Origin of the sequence: Micromonospora sp. CA-259024 (assembly GCF_050936255.1) — a bacterium.
Classification (GTDB): domain Bacteria; phylum Actinomycetota; class Actinomycetes; order Mycobacteriales; family Micromonosporaceae; genus Micromonospora.
Genome location: NZ_JBNJND010000001.1, coordinates 2,302,975 through 2,322,440, shown reverse-complemented (window position 1 = coordinate 2,322,440; position 19,466 = coordinate 2,302,975). Strand labels below are relative to the sequence as shown.

At 72.5% G+C, this 19,466-nt stretch carries 21 protein-coding genes; 9 read left to right on the top strand and 12 right to left on the bottom strand.

Annotated features, from left to right (window positions below):
• Nucleotides 1-107 precede the first annotated feature (107 nt).
• Nucleotides 108-1,145: an L-dopachrome tautomerase-related protein gene (locus ACQEUX_RS10185; RefSeq protein WP_433044670.1), complete on the bottom strand. Its 1,038-nt coding sequence runs from the start codon at nt 1,143-1,145 to the stop codon at nt 108-110.
• 189 nt (nt 1,146-1,334) lie between these two features.
• Nucleotides 1,335-1,757 (bottom strand): MmcQ/YjbR family DNA-binding protein, encoded by a 423-nt coding sequence (locus ACQEUX_RS10180; protein ID WP_433044667.1) that lies wholly within the window; start codon nt 1,755-1,757, stop codon nt 1,335-1,337.
• A gap of 151 nt (nt 1,758-1,908) precedes the next feature.
• Between ACQEUX_RS10180 and ACQEUX_RS10175 the strand changes: the two genes are divergently transcribed.
• Nucleotides 1,909-3,711 carry an acyl-CoA dehydrogenase gene (locus ACQEUX_RS10175; protein WP_433044664.1) on the top strand — a complete coding sequence of 601 codons (1,803 nt, stop codon included), beginning with the start codon at nt 1,909-1,911 and terminating at the stop codon, nt 3,709-3,711.
• Nucleotides 3,712-3,723: 12 nt separating this feature from the next.
• On the opposite strand, the gene ACQEUX_RS10170 is transcribed toward ACQEUX_RS10175, so the two are convergent.
• Both ACQEUX_RS10170 and ACQEUX_RS10165 read right to left on the bottom strand, forming a co-directional pair.
• Nucleotides 3,724-3,900 carry a hypothetical protein gene (locus ACQEUX_RS10170; RefSeq protein ID WP_433044661.1) on the bottom strand — a complete coding sequence of 59 codons (177 nt, stop codon included), beginning with the start codon at nt 3,898-3,900 and terminating at the stop codon, nt 3,724-3,726.
• 211 nt (nt 3,901-4,111) lie between these two features.
• Complete coding sequence (locus tag ACQEUX_RS10165) at nt 4,112-4,831, bottom strand: spermidine synthase (protein WP_433044658.1); 720 nt, start codon at nt 4,829-4,831, stop codon at nt 4,112-4,114.
• A gap of 126 nt (nt 4,832-4,957) precedes the next feature.
• Between ACQEUX_RS10165 and eccB the strand changes: the two genes are divergently transcribed.
• Complete coding sequence (gene eccB / locus ACQEUX_RS10160; RefSeq protein WP_433044655.1) at nt 4,958-6,334, top strand: type VII secretion protein EccB; 1,377 nt, start codon at nt 4,958-4,960, stop codon at nt 6,332-6,334.
• Nucleotides 6,335-6,367: 33 nt separating this feature from the next.
• Here eccB and ACQEUX_RS10155 read toward each other — a convergent pair whose 3' ends face one another.
• From ACQEUX_RS10155 to ACQEUX_RS10140, 4 genes are read right to left on the bottom strand one after another with little or no spacing between them, the layout of a single operon-like run.
• Nucleotides 6,368-6,973, bottom strand: coding sequence for a class I SAM-dependent methyltransferase (locus ACQEUX_RS10155; protein WP_433044652.1), 606 nt, complete (start codon nt 6,971-6,973; stop codon nt 6,368-6,370).
• 54 nt (nt 6,974-7,027) lie between these two features.
• Nucleotides 7,028-7,894, bottom strand: a complete 867-nt coding sequence (locus ACQEUX_RS10150; protein ID WP_433044649.1) for a carbohydrate ABC transporter permease — start codon at nt 7,892-7,894, stop codon at nt 7,028-7,030.
• Nucleotides 7,894-8,850, bottom strand: coding sequence for a carbohydrate ABC transporter permease (locus ACQEUX_RS10145; protein WP_433044646.1), 957 nt, complete (start codon nt 8,848-8,850; stop codon nt 7,894-7,896). The genes ACQEUX_RS10150 and ACQEUX_RS10145 overlap by 1 nt, the downstream gene beginning before the upstream one ends.
• Complete coding sequence (locus ACQEUX_RS10140; protein WP_433044643.1) at nt 8,847-10,241, bottom strand: ABC transporter substrate-binding protein; 1,395 nt, start codon at nt 10,239-10,241, stop codon at nt 8,847-8,849. The genes ACQEUX_RS10145 and ACQEUX_RS10140 overlap by 4 nt, the downstream gene beginning before the upstream one ends.
• 115 nt (nt 10,242-10,356) lie before the next feature.
• Here ACQEUX_RS10140 and ACQEUX_RS10135 point away from each other — a divergent pair, with 115 nt between their 5' ends.
• The 6 genes from ACQEUX_RS10135 (at nt 10,357) to ACQEUX_RS10110 (ending at nt 16,083) form a co-directional block, all read left to right on the top strand.
• The gene (locus ACQEUX_RS10135; RefSeq protein ID WP_433044640.1) at nt 10,357-11,394 is read left to right on the top strand and encodes a zinc-dependent alcohol dehydrogenase; all 1,038 of its coding nucleotides are present in this window, start codon (nt 10,357-10,359) and stop codon (nt 11,392-11,394) included.
• On the top strand, nt 11,395-12,216 hold the full coding sequence (locus ACQEUX_RS10130; RefSeq protein WP_433044637.1) for a TIM barrel protein: 822 nt from the start codon (nt 11,395-11,397) through the stop codon (nt 12,214-12,216).
• A gap of 29 nt (nt 12,217-12,245) precedes the next feature.
• Nucleotides 12,246-13,598, top strand: a complete 1,353-nt coding sequence (locus tag ACQEUX_RS10125; protein WP_433044635.1) for an MGH1-like glycoside hydrolase domain-containing protein — start codon at nt 12,246-12,248, stop codon at nt 13,596-13,598.
• Nucleotides 13,599-13,659: 61 nt separating this feature from the next.
• On the top strand, nt 13,660-14,058 hold the full coding sequence (locus ACQEUX_RS10120) for an NUDIX hydrolase (protein WP_433044632.1): 399 nt from the start codon (nt 13,660-13,662) through the stop codon (nt 14,056-14,058).
• A gap of 41 nt (nt 14,059-14,099) precedes the next feature.
• The gene (locus ACQEUX_RS10115) at nt 14,100-14,648 is read left to right on the top strand and encodes a DUF2267 domain-containing protein (protein WP_433044629.1); all 549 of its coding nucleotides are present in this window, start codon (nt 14,100-14,102) and stop codon (nt 14,646-14,648) included.
• A 295-nt stretch (nt 14,649-14,943) separates the two neighbouring features.
• Nucleotides 14,944-16,083 (top strand): FUSC family protein, encoded by a 1,140-nt coding sequence (locus ACQEUX_RS10110; RefSeq protein ID WP_433044626.1) that lies wholly within the window; start codon nt 14,944-14,946, stop codon nt 16,081-16,083.
• Between the two features lie 17 nt (nt 16,084-16,100).
• Here the strand turns inward: ACQEUX_RS10110 and ACQEUX_RS10105 are convergent, their stop codons facing one another.
• The 4 genes from ACQEUX_RS10105 to ACQEUX_RS10090 are packed head-to-tail and all read right to left on the bottom strand — an operon-like array spanning nt 16,101 to nt 18,835.
• Nucleotides 16,101-16,847: a phosphotransferase family protein gene (locus tag ACQEUX_RS10105; protein ID WP_433044623.1), complete on the bottom strand. Its 747-nt coding sequence runs from the start codon at nt 16,845-16,847 to the stop codon at nt 16,101-16,103.
• Nucleotides 16,840-17,055, bottom strand: a complete 216-nt coding sequence (locus tag ACQEUX_RS10100) for a helix-turn-helix domain-containing protein (RefSeq protein ID WP_433044620.1) — start codon at nt 17,053-17,055, stop codon at nt 16,840-16,842. Before ACQEUX_RS10100 ends, ACQEUX_RS10105 begins: the two co-directional genes overlap by 8 nt.
• Nucleotides 17,052-18,293, bottom strand: coding sequence for a hypothetical protein (locus tag ACQEUX_RS10095; RefSeq protein WP_433044617.1), 1,242 nt, complete (start codon nt 18,291-18,293; stop codon nt 17,052-17,054). Before ACQEUX_RS10095 ends, ACQEUX_RS10100 begins: the two co-directional genes overlap by 4 nt.
• A 26-nt stretch (nt 18,294-18,319) precedes the next feature.
• Nucleotides 18,320-18,835, bottom strand: a complete 516-nt coding sequence (locus tag ACQEUX_RS10090; protein WP_433049734.1) for an NUDIX hydrolase — start codon at nt 18,833-18,835, stop codon at nt 18,320-18,322.
• A gap of 101 nt (nt 18,836-18,936) precedes the next feature.
• Between ACQEUX_RS10090 and ACQEUX_RS10085 the strand changes: the two genes are divergently transcribed.
• On the top strand, nt 18,937-19,428 hold the full coding sequence (locus ACQEUX_RS10085; protein WP_112676409.1) for a type II toxin-antitoxin system PemK/MazF family toxin: 492 nt from the start codon (nt 18,937-18,939) through the stop codon (nt 19,426-19,428).
• Nucleotides 19,429-19,466: the final 38 nt, after the last annotated feature.

Here is a 19,466-nt window from a genome sequence, read left to right as displayed (position 1 = left end):
CTTCACCGATTGGGCCGCGACTTCTCCACGGGTTTTCGCACCCGGGCCGATGCGAACCCGGTGCGAACCTCCGGGTGCACGCGCACCAGCGCTGCCCGCCCGGACACTCAGGCGTGGTCCAGTGGGGGCGGCCCGGCGTCGACCGGCATCCGGTAGATCCACACCGGATAGTCGACGGCCGAATGCCCGCCGTGGAGCCCGGCGGTCAGGTGCAACTGGGCCGCCGGCATCCAGAGGTGGGCGTCGGCATCGAGCCACATCGCGTCCACCCAGGCCAGTCGGGGGTCGGCGACGAGGGTACGCACGCTGCCATCCGGAGCGAGGGCGAGGACGCGCCGTCGCTCCACGTCGCTCAGGTAGATGGTGCCGGTGGCGTCGATGGCCGTGCCGCCGGTGCTGGGAGTGTCGCACCACCGCTCGACCCGCCGGGCCATCTCGTCGGTGGACACCGATGGGTCGTCCAACCAGCGGGTGCCGATCCGGGACATGCCGCCGGAGGCCGGTTGGTAGTAGAGCCAGCGACCGTCCGGTGACACCTCCAGTTGGTCGACGTGCAGGCGTACCTCGCCGCCGTCCGGGTCACGCAACGCCCGCCCGTCAGCGACCACCGGCCCACCCACCGTGCTCGGATGACCGTCCAGCACCCGCCGGGACCGACCCGAGTCGAGGTCGAGCACGATGAGGCCGGGCGTCCCCGCGTCGGTGAGGTACGCGACGGCGCTGTTGAATCGGACGTCGTCGACGTAGCTGGTCGGGCGCACCGCCTCGTCGAGGTGGTAGACCCGGACCACCCGGTCGCCGTCCGGGTCGACCACGATCAACCGAGCACCGCCCGGCACCTGCTGGCCGCCGAGCTGCGGCGCGCCCGAGTCGATGATCCACAGTCGGCTGTCCGGGCCGGCACGTAACCCGTTGACGTGCACGAACGCGCCGTCCGGCGACTGGTTCGCCTGGTTCCACGCGGCATCCGGGTACGGCTTGCGGCCGCCGTCCGGCAGCACCTCGACCACCTGGACGCCGGGCCCGTCCGCCGACGGGTAGCTCAGGAAGACCCGCCCCCGCAGGGATGTCACGCCCGTGCACACCCGGTCCTCGCTGAGGACCGGGGTCAACCGACCGTCCTCCTCGGTGGGCAGCATGGACATCGACGCGCTCCTCACCCGCCCGACGGCGACCTCGCCTCCAGCCGGTGCCCGACGGATCCGACCGTCCAGCGCGGTATCCCCGGAGCATGCCGGGCGAAACCGCCGGCCCCGGGAGCGCCTCTGGGCGACCGACGGGACGACACCGGGCTCAACCGCGAGACCGTAGAGCGAGCCGCAGGGCTCGGGCGGTCAGCCGGCGGGCGGAGCCGGGAGGCCGACCAGGGCGGCGAGCCGCTTCGGGGCCAGCATGAGATAGCTCTCGGTGAGCAACTCGGCGACCTCCTCCCAGTCGGTGTCGCCGGTCAGGACCATGCCCATCACGGTCGGACCCCACTGCGGCTTGTAGAAGGGGTGCCCGCTGCCCAGGAGCCCGGCGATCTCGTCGGGCGGCGACCGGAAGATCAGCAGGCAGGCGGGCTGGTCGACCTCGGCGGCCCGCGCGTGGGCCACCTGGCGGTCGGGGTCGACGGTGAGCACATGGGCGAAGGTCCGCTTGCGGATCCGCCAGCGGGTGCCCACCCAGGCCGACTCCTCGTAGGTTTCCGGCAGCCTGAGGCAGATTGGCCGCACCCGGTCGAGGATCTCGGGCGGGACGTCTCCGGGTGCGCTCACGGCGGTGACGCTAGCCGGCCGGTGTGACAACCTTCGCTCGTTGGGAGCCGACCGCGCCGGTGGTGTGCGCCAAACTCATCCGCCAGGATGGGCCGGGGTGACGCTGGGCCGTCGCCCCGGACCGATCCACCCGTGCCCGCTGAGGAGTGCCGTGCCGTCCACCCTGCTCTCCCGTCGCGACCTCGACTTCCTGCTGCACGACTGGCTGCGGGTGACCCAGCTCGTCGGCCGTCCCCGCTATGCCGAGCACTCCCGGGAGACCTTCGACGACGCACTGGACCTCGCCGAGCGGGTGGCCACCGAACAGTTCGCCCCGCACAACCGCGCCGCCGACCTCGCCGAGCCCACCTTCGACGGGCAGCGGGTACGGCTGATCCCGCAGGTCCGCGCGGCACTGGACAGCTTCGCCGAGACGGGCCTGCTCACCGCCGGGATGGACGCCTCGGTCGGCGGCCTGCAACTGCCGCACGCCGTCGCGGCGGCCTGCTTCACGTGGTTCCAGGCCGCCAACGTCGCCACCTCGGCGTACCCGTTCCTCACCCTGGGCAACGCCAACCTGCTGCTGGCGCACGGCAGCGCTGAGCAGGTGGACACCTATGTCCGGCCCATGCTGGACGGCCGGTTCTTCGGCACCATGTGCCTGTCCGAGCCGCACGCCGGCAGCTCACTGGCCGACATCACCACCCGCGCCGAGCCGCAGGCGGACGGTTCCTACCGGCTCTTCGGCACCAAGATGTGGATCTCCGGTGGCGACCACGAGTTGGCCGAGAACATCGTCCACCTGGTGCTGGCGCGGATCCCCGGCGGTCCGCCCGGGGTGAAGGGCATCTCCCTGTTCATCGTGCCCAAGGTGCTGGTCGGCGCGGACGGGTCGCTCGGCGACCGCAACGACGTGGTGCTGGTCGGCCTCAACCACAAGATGGGTTTCCGGGGCACCACCAACACCCTGCTCAGCTTCGGTGACGGTGGGCACGAACCGGGCGGCCGCCCCGGCGCCGTCGGTCATCTGGTCGGGCCGCCGCACCAGGGTCTGGCGCAGATGTTCCACATGATGAACGAGGCCCGCATCGGGGTCGGCGCCGGCGCCACCGCACTGGGTTACACCGGCTACCTCAAGAGCCTGGCGTACGCCAAGGAGAGGCCGCAGGGCCGGCCGGTCGGTGCGAAGGACCCGGCCGCGCCGCAGGTGCCGATCATCGACCACCCCGACGTACGACGAATGCTGCTGGCACAGAAGAGTTACGTGGAGGGGGCGCTGGCGCTGGTGCTCTACTGCGCGCGGCTGCTCGACGAGCAGAAGACCGCCCCGGCCGACGTCGACCGCGAGCGCGCGCACCTGCTGCTGGACGTGCTCACGCCGATCACCAAGAGTTGGCCGTCGCAGTGGTGCCTGGCCGCCAACGACCTGGCGATCCAGGTGCTCGGAGGTGCCGGCTACACCCGCGACCACGACGTGGAGCAGCACTACCGGGACAACCGGCTCAACCCGATCCACGAGGGCACCCACGGCATCCAGGCGCTGGATCTGCTGGGGCGAAAGATGACCATGCGGGACGGTGCGGGTCTGGCCCTGCTGACCGCGACGATCGGGGAGACGATCGCGCGGGCCCGCCAGACCGGGGGAGACGCCGCCGGCCTGGCGGACCTGCTGGCCGCCGCAGTGGACCGGGTCGACACGGTCACCCGTCGGCTCTGGGCCGACGGTGACCCGGTGCTCGCGTTGGCCAACGCGAGCACCTACCTGGAGGTGGCCGGGCATGTGGTGATCGCGTGGATGTGGCTGGAGCAGGTGCTGGCGCTGCCGCCAGAGGGGGCCGGCGACGCGTTCCACGCCGGCAAGCGGCAGGCCGCACGCTACTTCTTCACAGTCGAGTTGCCCCGTACCGGTCCGCAGTTCGACCTGCTGGACAGCCGGGACCGGACGACCCTCGACATGCGCGCGGACTGGTTCTGACCGGGCGCGGTATCACCGTCGGCGGCTCTGGTGCTGCATCGCCTGCCGCCCCTTGACCACGCCGAGGATGATCACGATCACCAGCGCGATCAAACCGATGATGATCAACCAGCGGACGGCTTCGAGGAGCAGCCCGAGCAGGATCAGTACGCCGGCGACGACGCCGACGACCCAGAGCAGTGCACGCATGTCCACCTCCGGTAACCGGTCGCGCCCGCGGCGGCGACCCCCGGGCCACGTTCCCCATTCGGCCGACACCATGCCGGAGCGATCGACTCGGGGTCCTTGATGTCGGGGTGTCCGGGGGCGTGGGGATGGCCCGAGCTTCTGAGACCCGAGTCGATCAAGGACCTCGCCGTGAGCGCACGAACCACGTACGCGTAGGACCGGCCCAGCCGGCTCAGCTCCCGGTGCGCGCCACGTAGACGGTGTTGGCGGACTCGCCGCCGGTCAGCGGGTTGGCGAACGGTACGACGTGCGCCCGCACGCTCGCGAACACCTCGGTGAGCGCCGCGGTGAAGTCCGCGTCCGGTGGGTCGTCCGACCAGAGCGCGAAGACCCCCTCCGGGCGCAGCAGGGCGGCCAGCCGGCGCAACCCGGCCGGCGGGTAGAAGGCGGCGTGGCTGGGGTGCAGGACGTTGCGTGGGGAGTGGTCGACGTCGAGCAGCACGGCGTCGAACCGCCGCCCGGGCACCTCGGCGTCGAAGCCGGTCTCACCGGCCACCGCCGCGAAGAAGTCGGCCTGCACGAACCGGGTCCGCGGGTCCTCGGCGAGCCCCGCCGCGAACGGCAGCAGCCCTCGACGGTGCCAGTCGATCACGTCTTCGATCGCCTCCACCACCAGCAGCGAACGCACCCGCGGGTCGCCCAGCGCCGCGCAGGCGGTGTATCCCAGCCCGAGACCGCCGACCACCACGTCGAGCGAGTCACCGGCCACCTCGGCGAGACCGAGCCGAGCCAGCTCGATCTCCGCGACCGGGAAGAGGCTGGACATCAGGTACTCGTCGTCGAGCTTGACCTCGTACACCTCGACCTGGAGTGCCGGGTCGCGGCGCCGACGCAGGCTGATCGCCCCGATCGGGGTTTCCCGCCAGGCCAGCTCTTCGAAACGCGCGCCCACGGGTGCCCTCTCGCCGTCGGATTCGTCCCCGGATGGTACCGGTTGCCCCGTGACGACCACGCAGGGTCCGCGGGACATCGACGTAGCGCATATTCTGTGCCCGGCCGATCCACCGGAAGGGACCTCATGCCGTCGCGGCAGGACCAGCTGCACTCCTACCAGTTCAGCGTCCAGCGGGCGGTCGCCGCCCTGGTCATGCGGGAGACCGACCCCGCGCAGTCGCCGTTTCGGCGGCTGGCCGGCGCCGGCCTGGCCAGCGTCCTGGTCGCCGCGATCGGGCTCGGTGGCTCGGCGCTCTACGGCCTGTTCGCCGGTGGCGGCAAAGGGTGGCGCGACCCGGGCGCGGTGATCGTGGAGAAGGAGTCCGGCGCCCGGTTCGTCTACCGCGAGCAGAAGCTGCACCCGGTGCTCAACTACGCCTCGGCGCTGCTCATCGTCGGCGCGGACAGGTCGAAGACCGTGCTGGTTTCCCGACGCACGATCGACGGCGTGCCACGCGGTCTGCCCCTGGGCATCGCCGACGCCCCCGATTCGCTGCCCGCCCCCGGCCGGCTGGCCACCGCGGCGTGGACCGTCTGCTCGACGGTCACGGGCGGCGAGAGGCCCCGCTCCGCGCTGCTGATCGGCACCGAGCCCCATGGCGGCCGGCCCCTGGGCGACGACGCGTTGCTGCTGCGTCACCCCGACGGCGGGTTGCACCTGGTCTGGCACCAACGGCGCTATCTCGTCCGCGATCCCAGCAGGGTGCTGGCGGCGCTCGCCACCACCCGGGCACAGGCGGTGCCGGTGGCGCCCGCCCTGCTCAACTCGCTGCCCGCCGGCACCGACCTCGCCCCGCTCGACCTGCCCCGCCTGGGCCGGCCCGCCACTCGGGTGCCGGGCGCCACGATCGGCACGGTCTACCTGGTGAGCAACTCCGGCGGCGGCCGGCAGTACGCGGTGGCCCTCGACGCCGGGTTGGCCGGCATCTCCGAACTGCAGGCGGGGCTGTTGCTGGCCCGCACCGGGCAGGGTGCACCGGAGCCGATGACGTTGGGCCGGTTCGCCGCGCTGCCGACGGTGCCCGACCTCGCCCCCAGCGGCCCGACCGCCCCGCCGCCGACCCCGCCCCGACTCGCGGCCGGCGACGACGGTGCGCTCTGCACCCGCGTCGCCGACGACGGTGGGGTTGGTGAGGTGCGCTGGGGCGTACCGCTGCGAGACCTGGCGGCCGTGCCGCGGACCGCGCCAACCGGCGGGGCGGTGCTGGCCGACCATGTGGTGGTGGAGCCGGGTCGCGGGGCGGTGGTCGAGGCCGCGGCGGCGCCGGGTGCGTCCGGCGGCGCGGTCTCCGTGGTCACCGACCTGGGCCGCCGGTACGTGCTGTCGGACCGTGAGGTGCTCGCGATGCTCGGCTACCGCGATGTGCGTCCGCTGCGGCTGCCGGCCGGCCTGGTCAGCCTCGTGCCCGCCGGCGCCACCCTGGACCCGGCCGCCGCTCGGGCCGTCGCCGCCCCCGACTGAGGGTGACACGGCCGATCGGGGCGGGGCCGGGTGTCAGTCGGCCGGGCGGCGCAGGATGCTGACCGCGAACGGTGCGTCGTCGCGCCACGGGCGGAGGTCCCAGGTGGCGAAGCGCTGCTCCACGCGCAGCCCGGCGGCCACGGCGTCGGCGTCGAACGCGGTCAGCGGGTAGCCGCGCTCGGTGCCGAAGCCCACGGCCAGCACTCCGTCCGGCCGCAGGTGGCCGGCGACGCGGCGCAGCACCTCCGGCTCGGTGCCGGCGGCGACGAAGGCGAGCACGTTGCCGGCCAGCACCGCCGCGTCGAACGGTTCCGCCTCACCCATCGCCGGTAGGTCCAGCTCGGCGAGGTCGGCGACCAGCCACGTCGGGCCGGGATAGTCGGCGCGGGCGGCAGCCACCAGCGCGGGGTCGGCGTCCACCCCGACCACGGTGTGCCCGCGCTGGGCCAGAGCGGCACCGACGCGGCCGGTGCCGCTGCCGGCGTCGAGAATCCGCGAGCCGGGCGCGACCAGGGCGTCCACCAGTCGGGCCTCGCCGGCCAGGTCCGCGCCGTCGGCCGCCAGCTTGCGGAACCGGTCGATATACCACTGCGAGTGCTCGGGACCGGTGTCGGTTGCCCAGCGGGTCGGGTTGGCCATGTGGCCACCGTAACCGGGCCGGTGGGGGCGTGGCCGGGGACCCGGGGGAGACGATCATCCCTTCTCGGCGCCGCTGGTCAGCCCCTCGGTGAGCAGCCGTTCACTGGCGAAGAAGAGGATCACGATGGGCAGGGTGAGGACGACCGACCCGGCCATCAGCACCGTCTTGGGCACCTCCACTCCGTCGGCGAGCAGGGACAGCCCCAGCGACACCGTCCACCGGTCGGGTTTGTCGACGAGGAACAGCAGGGCGAAGAGGAACTCGTTCCAGGCGATCATGAAGTCGTAGAGCGCGACCGCCATGATCGACGGCATGGCGAGGGGCAGGCTGACCCGCCGGATGATGCCGAGCCGACCGGCGCCGTCGATGGCGGCGGACTCCTCCAGACTGACCGGGATGGTCTCGAAGTAGTTCTTCAGCATGTAGACCGACACCGGCAGCGTCTGCGAGATGTAGACCAGTACCAGGCCGAACAGCGAGCCGCGCAGCCCGGCCCGGGTGAAGACCACGAACAACGGGATCGCGATGACGATCGACGGGAACAGGTAGACCGCCAGGAACAGGAAGTCGACCTGCCGCCGGCCGAAGAACCGCAGCCGGGCCACCGCGTACGCCCCGGGGATCGCCACCACGAGGGTGAGCAGGGTCGCCGCGACCGCGACCAGCCCGCTGTTGCGGATGAAGGTGAGGAACCCCTGTCCGCCGTCGTCGGTGGCCTTGAGCACCTCGGCGTACGTGGCCACGGTCAGCTCACCGAAGCCGACCACCAACGCGCCGGGGTCGAGCAGCAGCCGCTCGATGGGGCGCACCGAGAGCATCAGCATGTAGTAGAAGGGGAAGACGGTGACCACCAGGAACACGGCGATCACCAGGCGGCGCAGCCAGCGCAGGCTCACCGTCTCGATCACGTCCCGGTCCATCAGTTCACCCTCCGTCCGAAGAAGCGCAGGTAGATCAGCACGAACACGATGAGCACCACGGCCAGCACCACCGCCTGCGCGGCGGCGGCGCCGATGTCGGTACGAGCGGTGAGAAACTCGTACACCCGCACGCTGACCACCTCGGTGCCGGCCGCCCCGCCGGTGAGCAGGTAGACGTCGTCGAACTTGTTGAACGTCATGATGAAGCGCAGCACGCCCAGCAGGGCGATCACCGGCAGCAGTTGCGGCAGCAGGATGTGCCGGAACCGTTGGGTGGGGGTGGCGCCGTCGACCCGGGCGGCCTCCTCCAACTCGCCGGGCACCGCCTGGAGTCGGGCCAGCAGGAACAGGAAGGCGAACGGGAAGTACCGCCACGCCTCGAACACGATCACCGTGGCCAGCGCGGTCGACTCCTGGGAGAGGAACGGGACCGGGGCGTCCCAGCCGAGCAGCCGTTGACCCCAGTGGTTGACGATGCCGAGCTGCGGGTCGAGCATCACCTGCCAGACGAAGGTCACCGCGACCACCGGCGCCACGTACGGCAGCAGCATGGACGCCCGGACCAGGGTGCGGCCCCGGAACGGCCGGCGGACCACCAGGGCGGCGACCAGGCCGAGCAGGATCGACCCGACGGTGCCGCCGAGGCTGTAGATCAGCGTGACCCAGAGCGTGTCGGCGAAGCCGGGTGTGTGCAGCACCCGATCGATGTTGTCCATGGTGAACTCGCCGAACAGGCCGGTCTTGCGCAGCGTGGCGAGCCGGACGCGTTGGAACGCGAGCACCACGGTCCACACGATCGGGATGCCGATCACGGCGATCGTGACGAGCAGGGTCGGCGCGACCAGCGCGAGCCCGGCACGGGATTCGCGGCGGCGCAGCGTCAGCGGTCGGCGGCGGGCCGGCGCCGGCCGCTCCCGGGTGGGGGAGCGGCCGGGGCCGGGTGCGGTGGTGGTCAATTGACGCCGGCCTTGATGGCGTCGACGTCCTTCTTGGCGCGGGTGGCGGCGGCCGCCGCGTCGGACTTGCCGGAGATGAGGTCGCCCAACACCTTGGGCACCGGCAACTCGCCGAGCATGGCGCCGACCAGCTTGCCCTGCCCCTGGCTGAGCCCCCACCGGCCGAACGTGTCCGGGCTGCGGCGCAGCGTGGCGAGCACCTCGTCGCCGTACACCTCGGCGAGCGGCTTCTTCGCGTCCACGCCCGCCTGGCTGGTGTTCCAGGCGGTCAGGTACGCCTCCGGCTCGGCCGGGGTGCCCTTGCGCACCGGAAAGCGGCCCTCGGGGGACATGCCGAACCAGCGCGGGTAACCGTCGCTGAGCATGTACTCCACGAAGGACTTCGCCGGGTCGGTCGCCGCGGCGTCCAGCACGGCCCAGGAGCTGATCTCGCCGTACTGTGCCGGTTCGGTGCCGTTCGGGCCCTTGATCGCGGTGACGAACCCGCTGTTCTTCGCGAGGAACCCCGGGTCCGCCTGGCACTGCGCACAGGTCGGCTTGGCGTCGCTGCGCAGCCCGGCCAGCTCGTCGAGGATGAACGGCGACCAGATCACCATGGCCGCCTTGCCCGCGAAGTAGGTGGCTCGGGTGGTGTCCACGTCCTGCGCGCCCTTCACCGAGCTGGTGCGGATCAGGTCGCCGTAGAAGCGGAACGCCTCGACACACTGGGGTGAATCCAGGGTGACCTTGCCGGAGTCGTCGGTGAGCTGGCAGCCGTTGGCAAGCGCCAGGTGCTCGAAGGTCTGCTGGGTGAACACGTCGCTGGGGGCGGTCGCCGCGGTGATTCCGGCGACGCCGCCGGTGTTGAGCCTCGTGGCGGCGGCGGTGATCCGCTCGTACGTGTCGGGGACGGGCAGGTTGGCGGCGGCGAACAGGTCCTTGCGGTAGACGAGCAACTGCCCCCACCCGTCGCTGGGGACGGAGAGCTGCGTGCCGTCGTCGGAGGTGAGCTCCAGCGCCCGGGGGGAGAACGTCTGCCGGCCCAGCCTGTCGACGATCTCCGCGTTCGCCGAGGTGTGCAGCAGCTCGTTGCCGGCGAGCGTACGGATGCCGGCCAGGGAGACCGAGCCGACCACGTCGGGCAGGTCGCCGGCGGCGGCGTTGGCGGCGATCAGGGAGGGGAACTGGTCCTCGTTGACGGTCACGAGGTCGACCTGGATCCCGGTCTTGGCGGTGAAGTCGGCGATGATCGCCTTGGTGGCGGTGACCCGGTCGGCGACGTCCTCCAGGCTCCAGACGGTGATCTTTTTGTTGTTGCTGTCCGGTTCGTCATCTCCGCAGGCCAGCAGGGTGGACGTTGCCAGTGCCAGGATCAGGGTGGTGGCGAGTATCCGCCTCGGAGGTGTTGACATCGGTGGCACTCCTCTCGAAGGGTACATGCCGGATTCAACACCTTCGATTGATCAATGACAAGACATATAGCCATTTTTTGCTATCCTGGAACCCAGTGCTACCGGGATGTGACACATGGGCAACTGGGTGGTCTCTCTCGCCGGGCCTCGACGGATCAGCCTCGAGCCCTGCCCACCGGATCCGCTCGGCCCCGGCCAGGTCAGAGTCCGCACCCGCTACTCGGGCATCTCCGCCGGCACCGAGCTCACCCTCTACCGAGGCAGCAATCCCCGGCTCAGCAAGGACTGGGACGACGCCGCCCGGATGTTCGTGCCCCGACAGACCCCGGTGCCCTACCCGCTGATCGGCTTCGGCTACGAGGAGGTCGGCGAGGTCGTCGAGGTCGCACCGGAGGTCACCGACCGACACCCGGGACAGCTCGTCTGGGGCATCTGGGGGCACCGGGCCGAGGCCGTGCTCGCGGCCGGGGCGGTCCGTCCGCTCCCCGCCGGGCTGGACCCACTCGCTGCGGTCTTCGCCCGGCCCGGCGCCATCGCGCTGACCGCTGTGCTCGCCGCCGACCTGCACCTCGGCGACTGGGTCGGTGTCTTCGGGCAGGGCGTGATCGGGCTGCTCGCCACCCGGCTCGCCGTGCTCTCCGGCGCCCGGGTGGTGGCCGTCGACCGGGTGCCCGACCGGCTGGAACACGCCGCCCGCTACGGGGCGCGAACCACCGTGGACGCCGGTGCCGAGTCCGCCGCCGCCGTGCTCCGTCGGGCCACCGGTGGCCGGGGCGCGGACGTCTGCCTGGAGTTGTCCGGCGCGTACCCGGCGCTGCACGAGGCGATCCGATCCACCACACACGCCGGCCGGGTCGTGGCCGCCGGCTTCTACCAGGGCCAGGCCGACGCGCTCGGCCTCGGCGAGGAGTTCCACCACAACCGCATCCAGTTGGTGGCCGCCCAGGTCTCCGGCCCCACCCCCGCGCCGAGCATGGCCGGCCGGTGGACCGGAGACCGGGTGGCGCAGACCTTCATGGACCTGGTGGCCGAACACAGCGTCGACCCGTTGCCGCTGGTCAGCCACATCGTCGACGCCAGCGCGGTCGCCGACGCCCTCGCGCTGCTCGACCGCGGCGCCGGTGACGTCCTCCAAGTGGTGTTGAGGTTCTAGATGACCACCATCGCGCTGGCCTGCCAGGAACAACTCCTGCCGGGCACCAACCTGATCCAGAAGTACGCCCTCGCGGCCGCTCTCGGCTACCAGGGCATCGAGCTACGCGGGCGCGGTGACCTCGCGTTCGTCCGCCGGCTGCCGGAGCTGCGCCGAGCCCGCGCCGCCGGGGTGGTGATGCCCACCGTCTGCGTCGAGATGGACCACTTCATCGGCGACTTCGACCCCGCGCGGTCCGCCGACGCCGTCCGCAACCTGCGCTCCCAGCTCTCGGTGATAGCCGAGCTGGGCGGCGTCGGGGTGATGACCCCGGCGGCCTGGGGGATGTTCTCCCGGCGGCTACCGCCGTTCGAGCCGCCGCGCCCGCCGGCCGGCGACCGGCAGGTGCTCCTCGACGCCCTCGGCGCGCTGGGCGAGCACGCCCGGGCCGAGGGGGTCACCCTCTTCCTGGAACCCCTCAACCGGTACGAGGACCACATGGTCAACCGTCTCGACGAGGCGGTCGCGCTCTGCGCCGCGCTCGGGTTGCCCTCCGTCCGGGTGGTCGCCGACACCTTCCACATGAACATCGAGGAGGACGACATGCACCGCGCCCTGCGGGCCGCCGCGCCGTACCTCGGGCACGTGCAGGTCAGCGACTCCAACCGGTACCAGCCAGGAGCGGGGCACCTGGACTGGACGGCACTGGTGCGTACCCTGCTGGAACTGGACTACCGGGGCTGGCTGGCCCTGGAGTGTCGCCTGCGCGGTGACCCGGTCCGAGCCCTGCAGCAGGCCGCCACGGTGCTGCGACACGCGCTGCCCCGGCGGGCCGCCGCGTGACCGCCGGTGCCAGACCGAGGCGCGTCGGTGTGACCGCCGCCTCCGACCCCGTCCGCACCGGTGGGCCGGCCGACTCGGCCGGGCTGCGCCAGCTCGCGGTCGACACGCTCGACGCCAACTGGGAGCACGACCACACGGTGCCGTCGCGCACGCTCTACCCGCACCAGTGGAGCTGGGACTCCGCGTTCATCGCGATCGGGCTGGCCCAGGTCCGCCCCGAACGGGCCTGGCGGGAGCTGGCGAGCCTGTTCCGGGCGCAGTGGGCCGACGGACGGGTGCCGCACATCGTGTTCAACCCGGCGATGCGGGTCGGCGCGTACTTCCCGGGGCCGGAGATGTGGCGCTCGGCGAACGCCCAGGGCGCGCCGGCTGCGGACACCTCCGGCCTGGTCCAGCCGCCGGTGCACGCGCTCGCCGCGTGGCTGGCGTACCGGTGGGCACCCGACCCGGCTGGCCTGGCCGCGCTTCGCCGGCTCTATCCCGCCCTGGTCGCCCAGCAGCGCTACCTGGCCGGGCGGCGTGATCTGACCGGCGACGGGCTGGTCTGCATCGTGCACCCGTGGGAGTCCGGGTTGGACAACAGCCCGGCCTGGGACGAGCCGATGGCCGCGGTCCCGGCCGAGGCGGCCGTCATGCGCGCGTACCGTCGGCACGACACCACGCACGCCGACGCCGCGCACCGCCCCACGGACCTGGACTACGCGCGCTACCTGGCGATCGTCGCCGCCTACCGGGACCGAGGCTACTCCGACCGGGACCTGGCCGGCGGTCACCCGTTCCTGGTGGAGTGCCCGCTGTTCAACGCCGCGTTCGGGGCTGCGGAACACGCCCTCGCCGAGATCGCCGCGCTCATCGGCGACGACCCGGGGCCGCACCGGGCCCGCGCGGCCCGGATCACCGAAGCCCTGGTACGACGGCTCTACGACCCGGGCACCGGCACGTTCCAGCCCCGCGACCTGCGCACCGACCGGCTGCTCAACGCCCGTACCGTGCTCGGGCTGACGCCGCTGATCCTGCCCGACCTGCCGAGCCGACAGGTCGGCGCGCTGGTCGTCGAGGCCCGGTCGGCGCGCTTCGGGGTCGCCCGGCGAATGGACCGGCCATTGCCCACCTACGACCGCACCGCGCCCGACTTCGAGCCGCTGCGCTACTGGCGGGGGCCGAGCTGGCTGAACATCGGCTGGCTGGTCCGGCGCGGGCTGCTCGCGCACGGGCACCCCGAGCTGGCGGCCGGGCTGCGCAGATCGATGATCGGGCTGGTCGCCGGTGCCGGCTGCCACGAGTACTTCCACCCGGACACCGGTGCCGGGCTGGGTTCGCCGGCGTTCAGTTGGACCGCCGCGCTGCTGCTCGACCTGCTGGTCGACGAACCCGGGCCCTGATCCTGTTTCCGGCAGGGGCAGGGTGGTAGCGTGCCCGTTCTCATCGACCGGAAGGGGTGGCGTGCCCGAGATCGACAAGGTGGCCTGGATCCTCATCGAGGACGGGCGGGTCCTGAGCACCCGGTCTGCGGGCAAGGACGTCTGGTACCTGCCGGGTGGCAAGCGCGAGCCGGGCGAGACCGACCTGGAAACCCTGCGTCGGGAGATCAGCGAGGAGCTGAGCGTCGAGGTGGACGTGCGCGACGCGGTGCACCTGGGCACCTTCACCAGCCAGGCGCACAGCCACCCGGCCGGCGTCACCGTACGGATGACCTGCTACCGGGGCGGATATCAGGGGCGGTTGCGGCCCGCCAGCGAGATCGCCGAGATGGCGTGGCTCGGGTACGCCGACCGGCACCGCACCTCGCCGGTCGACCACCTCATCTTCGACCACCTGCTGGCGGAGGGCCTGCTGCGCTGACGCACAGTTTGCCGACGCCGACCGGGGGTAACCGCCCGGGCGTGACCGACGGCGACGGGTTTCCGTACTTCATCGACGCGGTGTCCCGGCGGTCCGGCCTGCCGACCGAGCAGGCCGCCGCCCTCGCCCGTGCCGTGCTGCAGACGATGGCCGAGCGGGTGACCGGCGGAGCGCCAGACGACCTCGTCGGGCACCTTCCGGACGAGGTCGACGGCTACCTGACCGGTCCGGCCCCGGATGCGGCCGGGACCACCGCCCCCACCACGGGCCGGGCCGGGGGCCTTGACCCTCCTCCGCATCCGACCGGGGCGGTCGGCCCGGGCCTCGACGTGGACGGGCTGGACGCCGGGCTGGGTCCGGATGTCGGTGGCGCTGCCGCGGCTCCACCGCCGGCGGGTGCCGGCCCGGCGGAGTTCCTTCGTCGGGTGGGGCAGCGGGCCGGGGTGGACCCGGCCACCGCCCGGGCGGGAACCGGAGCCGTCTTCGCGACCCTGCGCGAGGCGATGACCGTACGGGAGTTCCGGGAGATGGTGGCGCGACTGCCGCGCGACGGCGACGGCAGGGCCGCGCCCGAGCGGTACGAGCCCTGACCCGGCGCGCTCCCGGCCCGTCCCTTCCCGGTCCGGCGAGATCCACTCGCGTTCCTGGAAATCGGGGCATCCCCGTGCCCGTGACACCCCCAGGTCCGGGAACCCGAGTCGATCACGGCGCTCCGAGCGGCCGCTGACCTGCCGGTGCACGCTTGTCGGGCGAGGGATCCTCGCTGCTGGTGTCGGGATTGTCCGGACTGGCCGGGGTGCGGCGTGGTACGAGTGCTCGGTGGATCCCGATGGTCGCCGCCGGCATGGCGTCAGCCACACTCGGCGCGGCCGTGCGGTGGAACGCATGAAGGCGGCCGCTGCCCAGCTTCGCGGTCGAGGTGGCCGGGCGGGGCGACTGCGGCTGAGTCAGCTGGAAGCGGCCCTGGTGATCTCGGTGCAGGCGGGGCTCGCGGCAGCTCTGGCCTGGTCGATCGGACATGATCTGCTGGGCAACCCCGCGCCGATCTTCGCCCCCTCCGCCGCCGTGGGCACGATCGTCGCCGCGCTCGGCCAACGTGCCCACCGGACCATCGAACTGCTGCTCGGAGTTGGCCTCGGCATCGCCACCACCGACCTCCTGCTGACCTTTCTGGGCACCGGGTTCTGGCAGACCGGATTCGTCGTCGGGTGTGCCGTCCTTGCCACGCTCGTCCTGTTCGGACGCAGCGGGGCGGCCGTCGGCCAGGCCGGCGGTACGGCGGTGCTGCTCGCGACCCTCGCTCCTGCTCAGAGCGACCTCGAATGGCCTCGGATCGTCGAGGCGATGGTCGGCGGCGCCGTGGGCCTCGTGGTGGTCGCGTTGCTGGTGCCGCTGAACCCGATGCGGATCCTCGACCGGGACGCCGCCCCGATCTACCACTGCCTCGCCGGTCAGCTGAGGGAGGTGTCCGCAGCGCTGACCACCGGTGATCAGCAGCGGGCAGTCCGAGCGTTGGACGCACTACGCAACATGGGCCCCGACCTTGACCGGATGCACCAGGCACTGAGTGGCGCCGAAGAGGTGGTCAGCCTCGCCCCTGCCCGTTGGCTACGCCGGCAGGATGTGGAGCGGTTCGCCCGCGCGAGCCAGCAGGTGGAACGGGTCATCGAGCACAGCCGGGGAGTGGCCCGCCGATCAGCGATGGCGTTGCAGTACAACGAGCCGATTCCCCGCGATCTGCCCACCAGCGTCGGACGGCTCGCCGACGCGGTTGAGCTGCTGCGCCAGGAACATCGCGCCGGGCGACCGACCGAGAGAACCGGCGAAGCGGTACGCGACGCGGTCCACCAGGCTGGCCGTGCCCGCGCCCGGGGCGTCGACGAGTTCGGGGACGCGGTGGTCACCCAGCTGCGTACCGCCGCCAGCGACCTGCTCCGCGCAGCCGGCTACGACGCGACCGCGGCGAACGACGAGGTACGGAAGGCGGCGCAGGCCGGCGAGGACTCCGTCCACCCCGGCGGGTGAGCCCATCCAAGCGCAGGTCAGCCCAGGAGCGCCTTGGTGACGTCGGTTCGGTTGAGCGCCGCCACGCACCAGGCGAAGTGGCCGTCCTGACCCGTCGGGTCGTAGGCGTTCGCCGTGATCAGCGAGTAGGCGGCCCGGTAGACGAGCATCGCCGTCCGGTCACAGCCCATCCGCGCCTCCAAGCGGTCGAGGAGATCCTGCTCGACGTCCGGCGCCTCCGGCCCGTACATGTCGAAGATCGCCGCGGTGACCGCCGCGTCGAACGCCGGGTCGCCCTCGGTCGTCAGGAAGCCCCAGTCCAGCACCGCACTCGGCCTGCCTGAGGCGTCGACCAGGACATTCCCCGGGATCAGGTCACCGTGGATCACGGCTCGGCGGCCACTGTCGACGTCGACCAGGCGTCCGGTGAGCGCGGCGGCCTTCTCGTCGAAGTCGACGACGGCCCGGCTCAACACCGGCCGGAAACGTTCGGCCCGGCGTTCGGCGAGCCGCGCGAGTGCCACCGAAAAGTCCTCTCCGGCTGCGAACAGCGGGGAGTTCTCGCCCAGCACGGCCAGCTCTCGGGCCGCCGGGAGTGCGCCACCAGCGGCAAGCGCGGCGACGACCTCGACGATGACCGCGTACGCGTCCTCGCGCGGCATGGTGCCGGCGGCGAGGGCGCCCGCCAAGGTCGTACCGGTCAACCGCCGCTCGATCGTGACCACCTCGTCCTCGAACTGAGCGTCCTGGCCACCTGGTCCTTCGGGAGGCGGCTCATCACGCATCCCGGCGGATGAGCGCGCCGCCGATGCGGCGGACCAGGGGCTGCGTGGCCGGCGATGCGACGATCCGCTCGGCGACGAGTGGGGTGTGCTGGTCGATGAGCACGAGGTCCTCTTTTGTCGGGAAGTGCCGGTACACGGTCATGGGGGACACGCCGGCGGCTTCGGCGCTGTTCCTCGGACCGCGCCTCTGGTCGCCGGCCCGGGTCACCGGTCGACGGCGTCGGCCTCGGGCAGCTCTTCCGGCTCATCGACCCAGCCGGAGAAGACCGGCACCCCGTGCCACGGCCCGGTGACACCGTCGGCCCGGGTGTCGGTCGCGATGGCCACCACGGCGTACGAATGGCCGAAACGCAACTCGGCGGTGCGGGCGACGCCCTCCGGCGGCAGGCTGGTCAGCCCGAACATGCCGGTCACCGCCGCCGCCTCGAAACCGAACCGGCCGAACCGGGCCATCGCCGTCTGTCGCGCCTCGACACTCTCCAGCGGAAGAGCCAGCGTCTTCGCCAGCGTTGCCGACGCGGCCGGGAAGCCGAGCGACGAAGCGCTCAGGTCGTGCTCGCTCCGGGCCGACCAGCAGGGGAGCACCGCGACGTGTCGCTCCTCGCGGCCGTCGCGGGCCCGGGTTCGTACCCGCTCCTCGCGCAGCGTCCAGAGGGGAGTGTCGCCGAGCGGCAGGTCGAACAGGGAGCGGCTGCCGGCCGGTTGCGCGCCGTCGGCCGCGCCGGTGCTCAGGTCGTATGCGACGGCCAGCACCTCGGCCGGCGGCACCTGCGGTGCGGCGGCCACCGAGAGGACCACCAGCCCCGCTCCGTCGGTCATCCGGGCCGGCGCGGCGTGCAGGATCACGTCACCGGCCCGCCTGGTCGACACGATGGCGCATCGGTGGCCGTGGCTCGGACTCCGCAGCGCCCGTCGTAACCGGCGGGCCCAGCCGCTGCCGGCACCGAGCGCGCGGGCGTCCGCGACCTCGAACGGGGTCGCCCAGGAGACCCGGGTGGCCACCGCGCTGGCCAGAGCCAGCACCACGTCCGGCCCGACCCGCAGCGGGAACGTCTCGATCAGGCCGAGGGTGTGCTCGCGCGCCCAGGCGTCCAACCCGGCCTGGTCGGGCAGCGCGCCGACGTCGGTCGTCGTGGGCAGCGCGGTCCGCCACTCCGCCGGCCCGCCGTCGACCTGACCCGCCCGGTGCCACAGCGCGGTGGCGGACGCGACCAGCGGATGCGGTGCGTCCAGCAGCGTTCGGGCGACCTCGGCCGCGCTGGCCAGGTCGGTGCCCAGGGCGTGGGCCAGTTCCTCGGCCGCAGGGTCGGGTTCCGCCGCCGCGGTGGCGCAGACCGCGAGCAGCAGCCAGGCGCCGAGCGGCGAGGCGACGTGGTGCCGGTCGCCGATCGCGGCGTGCAATCGAGCGGCGTACGTGGAGAGCGGCCCGTGCAGGTGGGTCGGCATGCCCCTACTCTGCCCGCCCGTCCGGCTCACGACCACAGCTCGAACGGCTCGTCGATCTCCGTGCCCGCGAGAAAGGGGGTGATCAGACCGGGGAGCTGCCCGGGGTAGAACCGTTCCCGGCTTGCCACCACCTCCGGCACCGGCCACCAGCGGAAGCCGAAGTAGTCCTCCCGCTCGTAGTCGAGCCGGTGCGCCTCGTCCACGTCCGGACCGGGGACCGCCAGCCGTACGGCGACGATCACCTCGTCCTGGACGTGCCGTACCTGACGGTGCAGGAAGCTCGCCCGTCGTCGCCAGGTCGGGGCGCCCACCTCGTCGACGGTGACCACGATGCCCGTCTCCTCGCGTAGCTCCCGCACCGCCGTGTCACGGTAGGTCTCCCCGGGGTCCATGCCACCGCCGGGCAGCTCCCACCAGGTGCCCAGCCGTGGATGGTCCGGGTCGCGGGTGTGGAACAGCAACACGCGGTCGGTGTCGTCGGTGACCACCAGCCGCACCGCACGTCGCTCCAGGATCGGCAGGTCACGCGGCACCTCACTCATGGTCACTGCGAGCACCTCCACGTCGTCGTGATGCGGGGCACCAGTCTGCCGTAGCAACGCCCATGCGGGCGGCCGGCACGGCGGCGGGTAGGCTGCCCGCCGTGGCTGGTCTGTTGAGGAATGTCGCGGCTCGGATCTCTCGGGTGGGTGCGGTGATTCCGTCGCCCCGGCGAACCGGGCCGGCCCCCGCGCAGGTGGCCCGCCGCCGTCAGGTGAGTGCGCTGCAGCGTCGGGAGCTGACCTACGCCCCGGAGCGGGACGGCCAGGCCGACCCGGGGGAAATCGTCTGGACATGGGTGCCGTACGAGGACGACCCCCGGCAGGGCAAGGACCGGCCGGTGCTCGTCGTCGGGCGGCACAGCCGGACGCTGTTCGGGCTGATGCTGTCCAGTCAGAGTGAGCGGGACGGGCAGCGGCACTGGTTCGCGCTCGGGCCGGGTGAGTGGGACCGGGACAACCGGCCGAGCTGGGTCCGGCTGGACCGGGTGCTCACGATGCGCGAGGACAGCATCCGCCGTGAGGGCGCGGTGCTGGACCGGCCACGGTTCGACCGGATCGGGCAGGCGCTGCGCGCCGGCTACGGCTGGCGCTGACCTCGCCGGTAGTTCTGCTCGCTGTTCGAGGCGTCCCA

Coding starts and splice junctions, on each gene's coding strand:
- ACQEUX_RS10185 (WP_433044670.1), bottom strand. CDS start 1,145: ATGTCCATGCTGCCCACCGAGGAGGACGGTCGGTTGACCCCGGTCCTC.
- ACQEUX_RS10170 (WP_433044661.1), bottom strand. CDS start 3,900: ATGCGTGCACTGCTCTGGGTCGTCGGCGTCGTCGCCGGCGTACTGATC.
- eccB (WP_433044655.1), top strand. CDS start 4,958: ATGCCGTCGCGGCAGGACCAGCTGCACTCCTACCAGTTCAGCGTCCAG.
- ACQEUX_RS10155 (WP_433044652.1), bottom strand. CDS start 6,973: ATGGCCAACCCGACCCGCTGGGCAACCGACACCGGTCCCGAGCACTCG.
- ACQEUX_RS10150 (WP_433044649.1), bottom strand. CDS start 7,894: ATGGACCGGGACGTGATCGAGACGGTGAGCCTGCGCTGGCTGCGCCGC.
- ACQEUX_RS10140 (WP_433044643.1), bottom strand. CDS start 10,241: ATGTCAACACCTCCGAGGCGGATACTCGCCACCACCCTGATCCTGGCA.
- ACQEUX_RS10135 (WP_433044640.1), top strand. CDS start 10,357: ATGGGCAACTGGGTGGTCTCTCTCGCCGGGCCTCGACGGATCAGCCTC.
- ACQEUX_RS10130 (WP_433044637.1), top strand. CDS start 11,395: ATGACCACCATCGCGCTGGCCTGCCAGGAACAACTCCTGCCGGGCACC.
- ACQEUX_RS10110 (WP_433044626.1), top strand. CDS start 14,944: ATGAAGGCGGCCGCTGCCCAGCTTCGCGGTCGAGGTGGCCGGGCGGGG.
- ACQEUX_RS10105 (WP_433044623.1), bottom strand. CDS start 16,847: ATGCGTGATGAGCCGCCTCCCGAAGGACCAGGTGGCCAGGACGCTCAG.
- ACQEUX_RS10095 (WP_433044617.1), bottom strand. CDS start 18,293: ATGCCGACCCACCTGCACGGGCCGCTCTCCACGTACGCCGCTCGATTG.
- ACQEUX_RS10090 (WP_433049734.1), bottom strand. CDS start 18,835: ATGAGTGAGGTGCCGCGTGACCTGCCGATCCTGGAGCGACGTGCGGTG.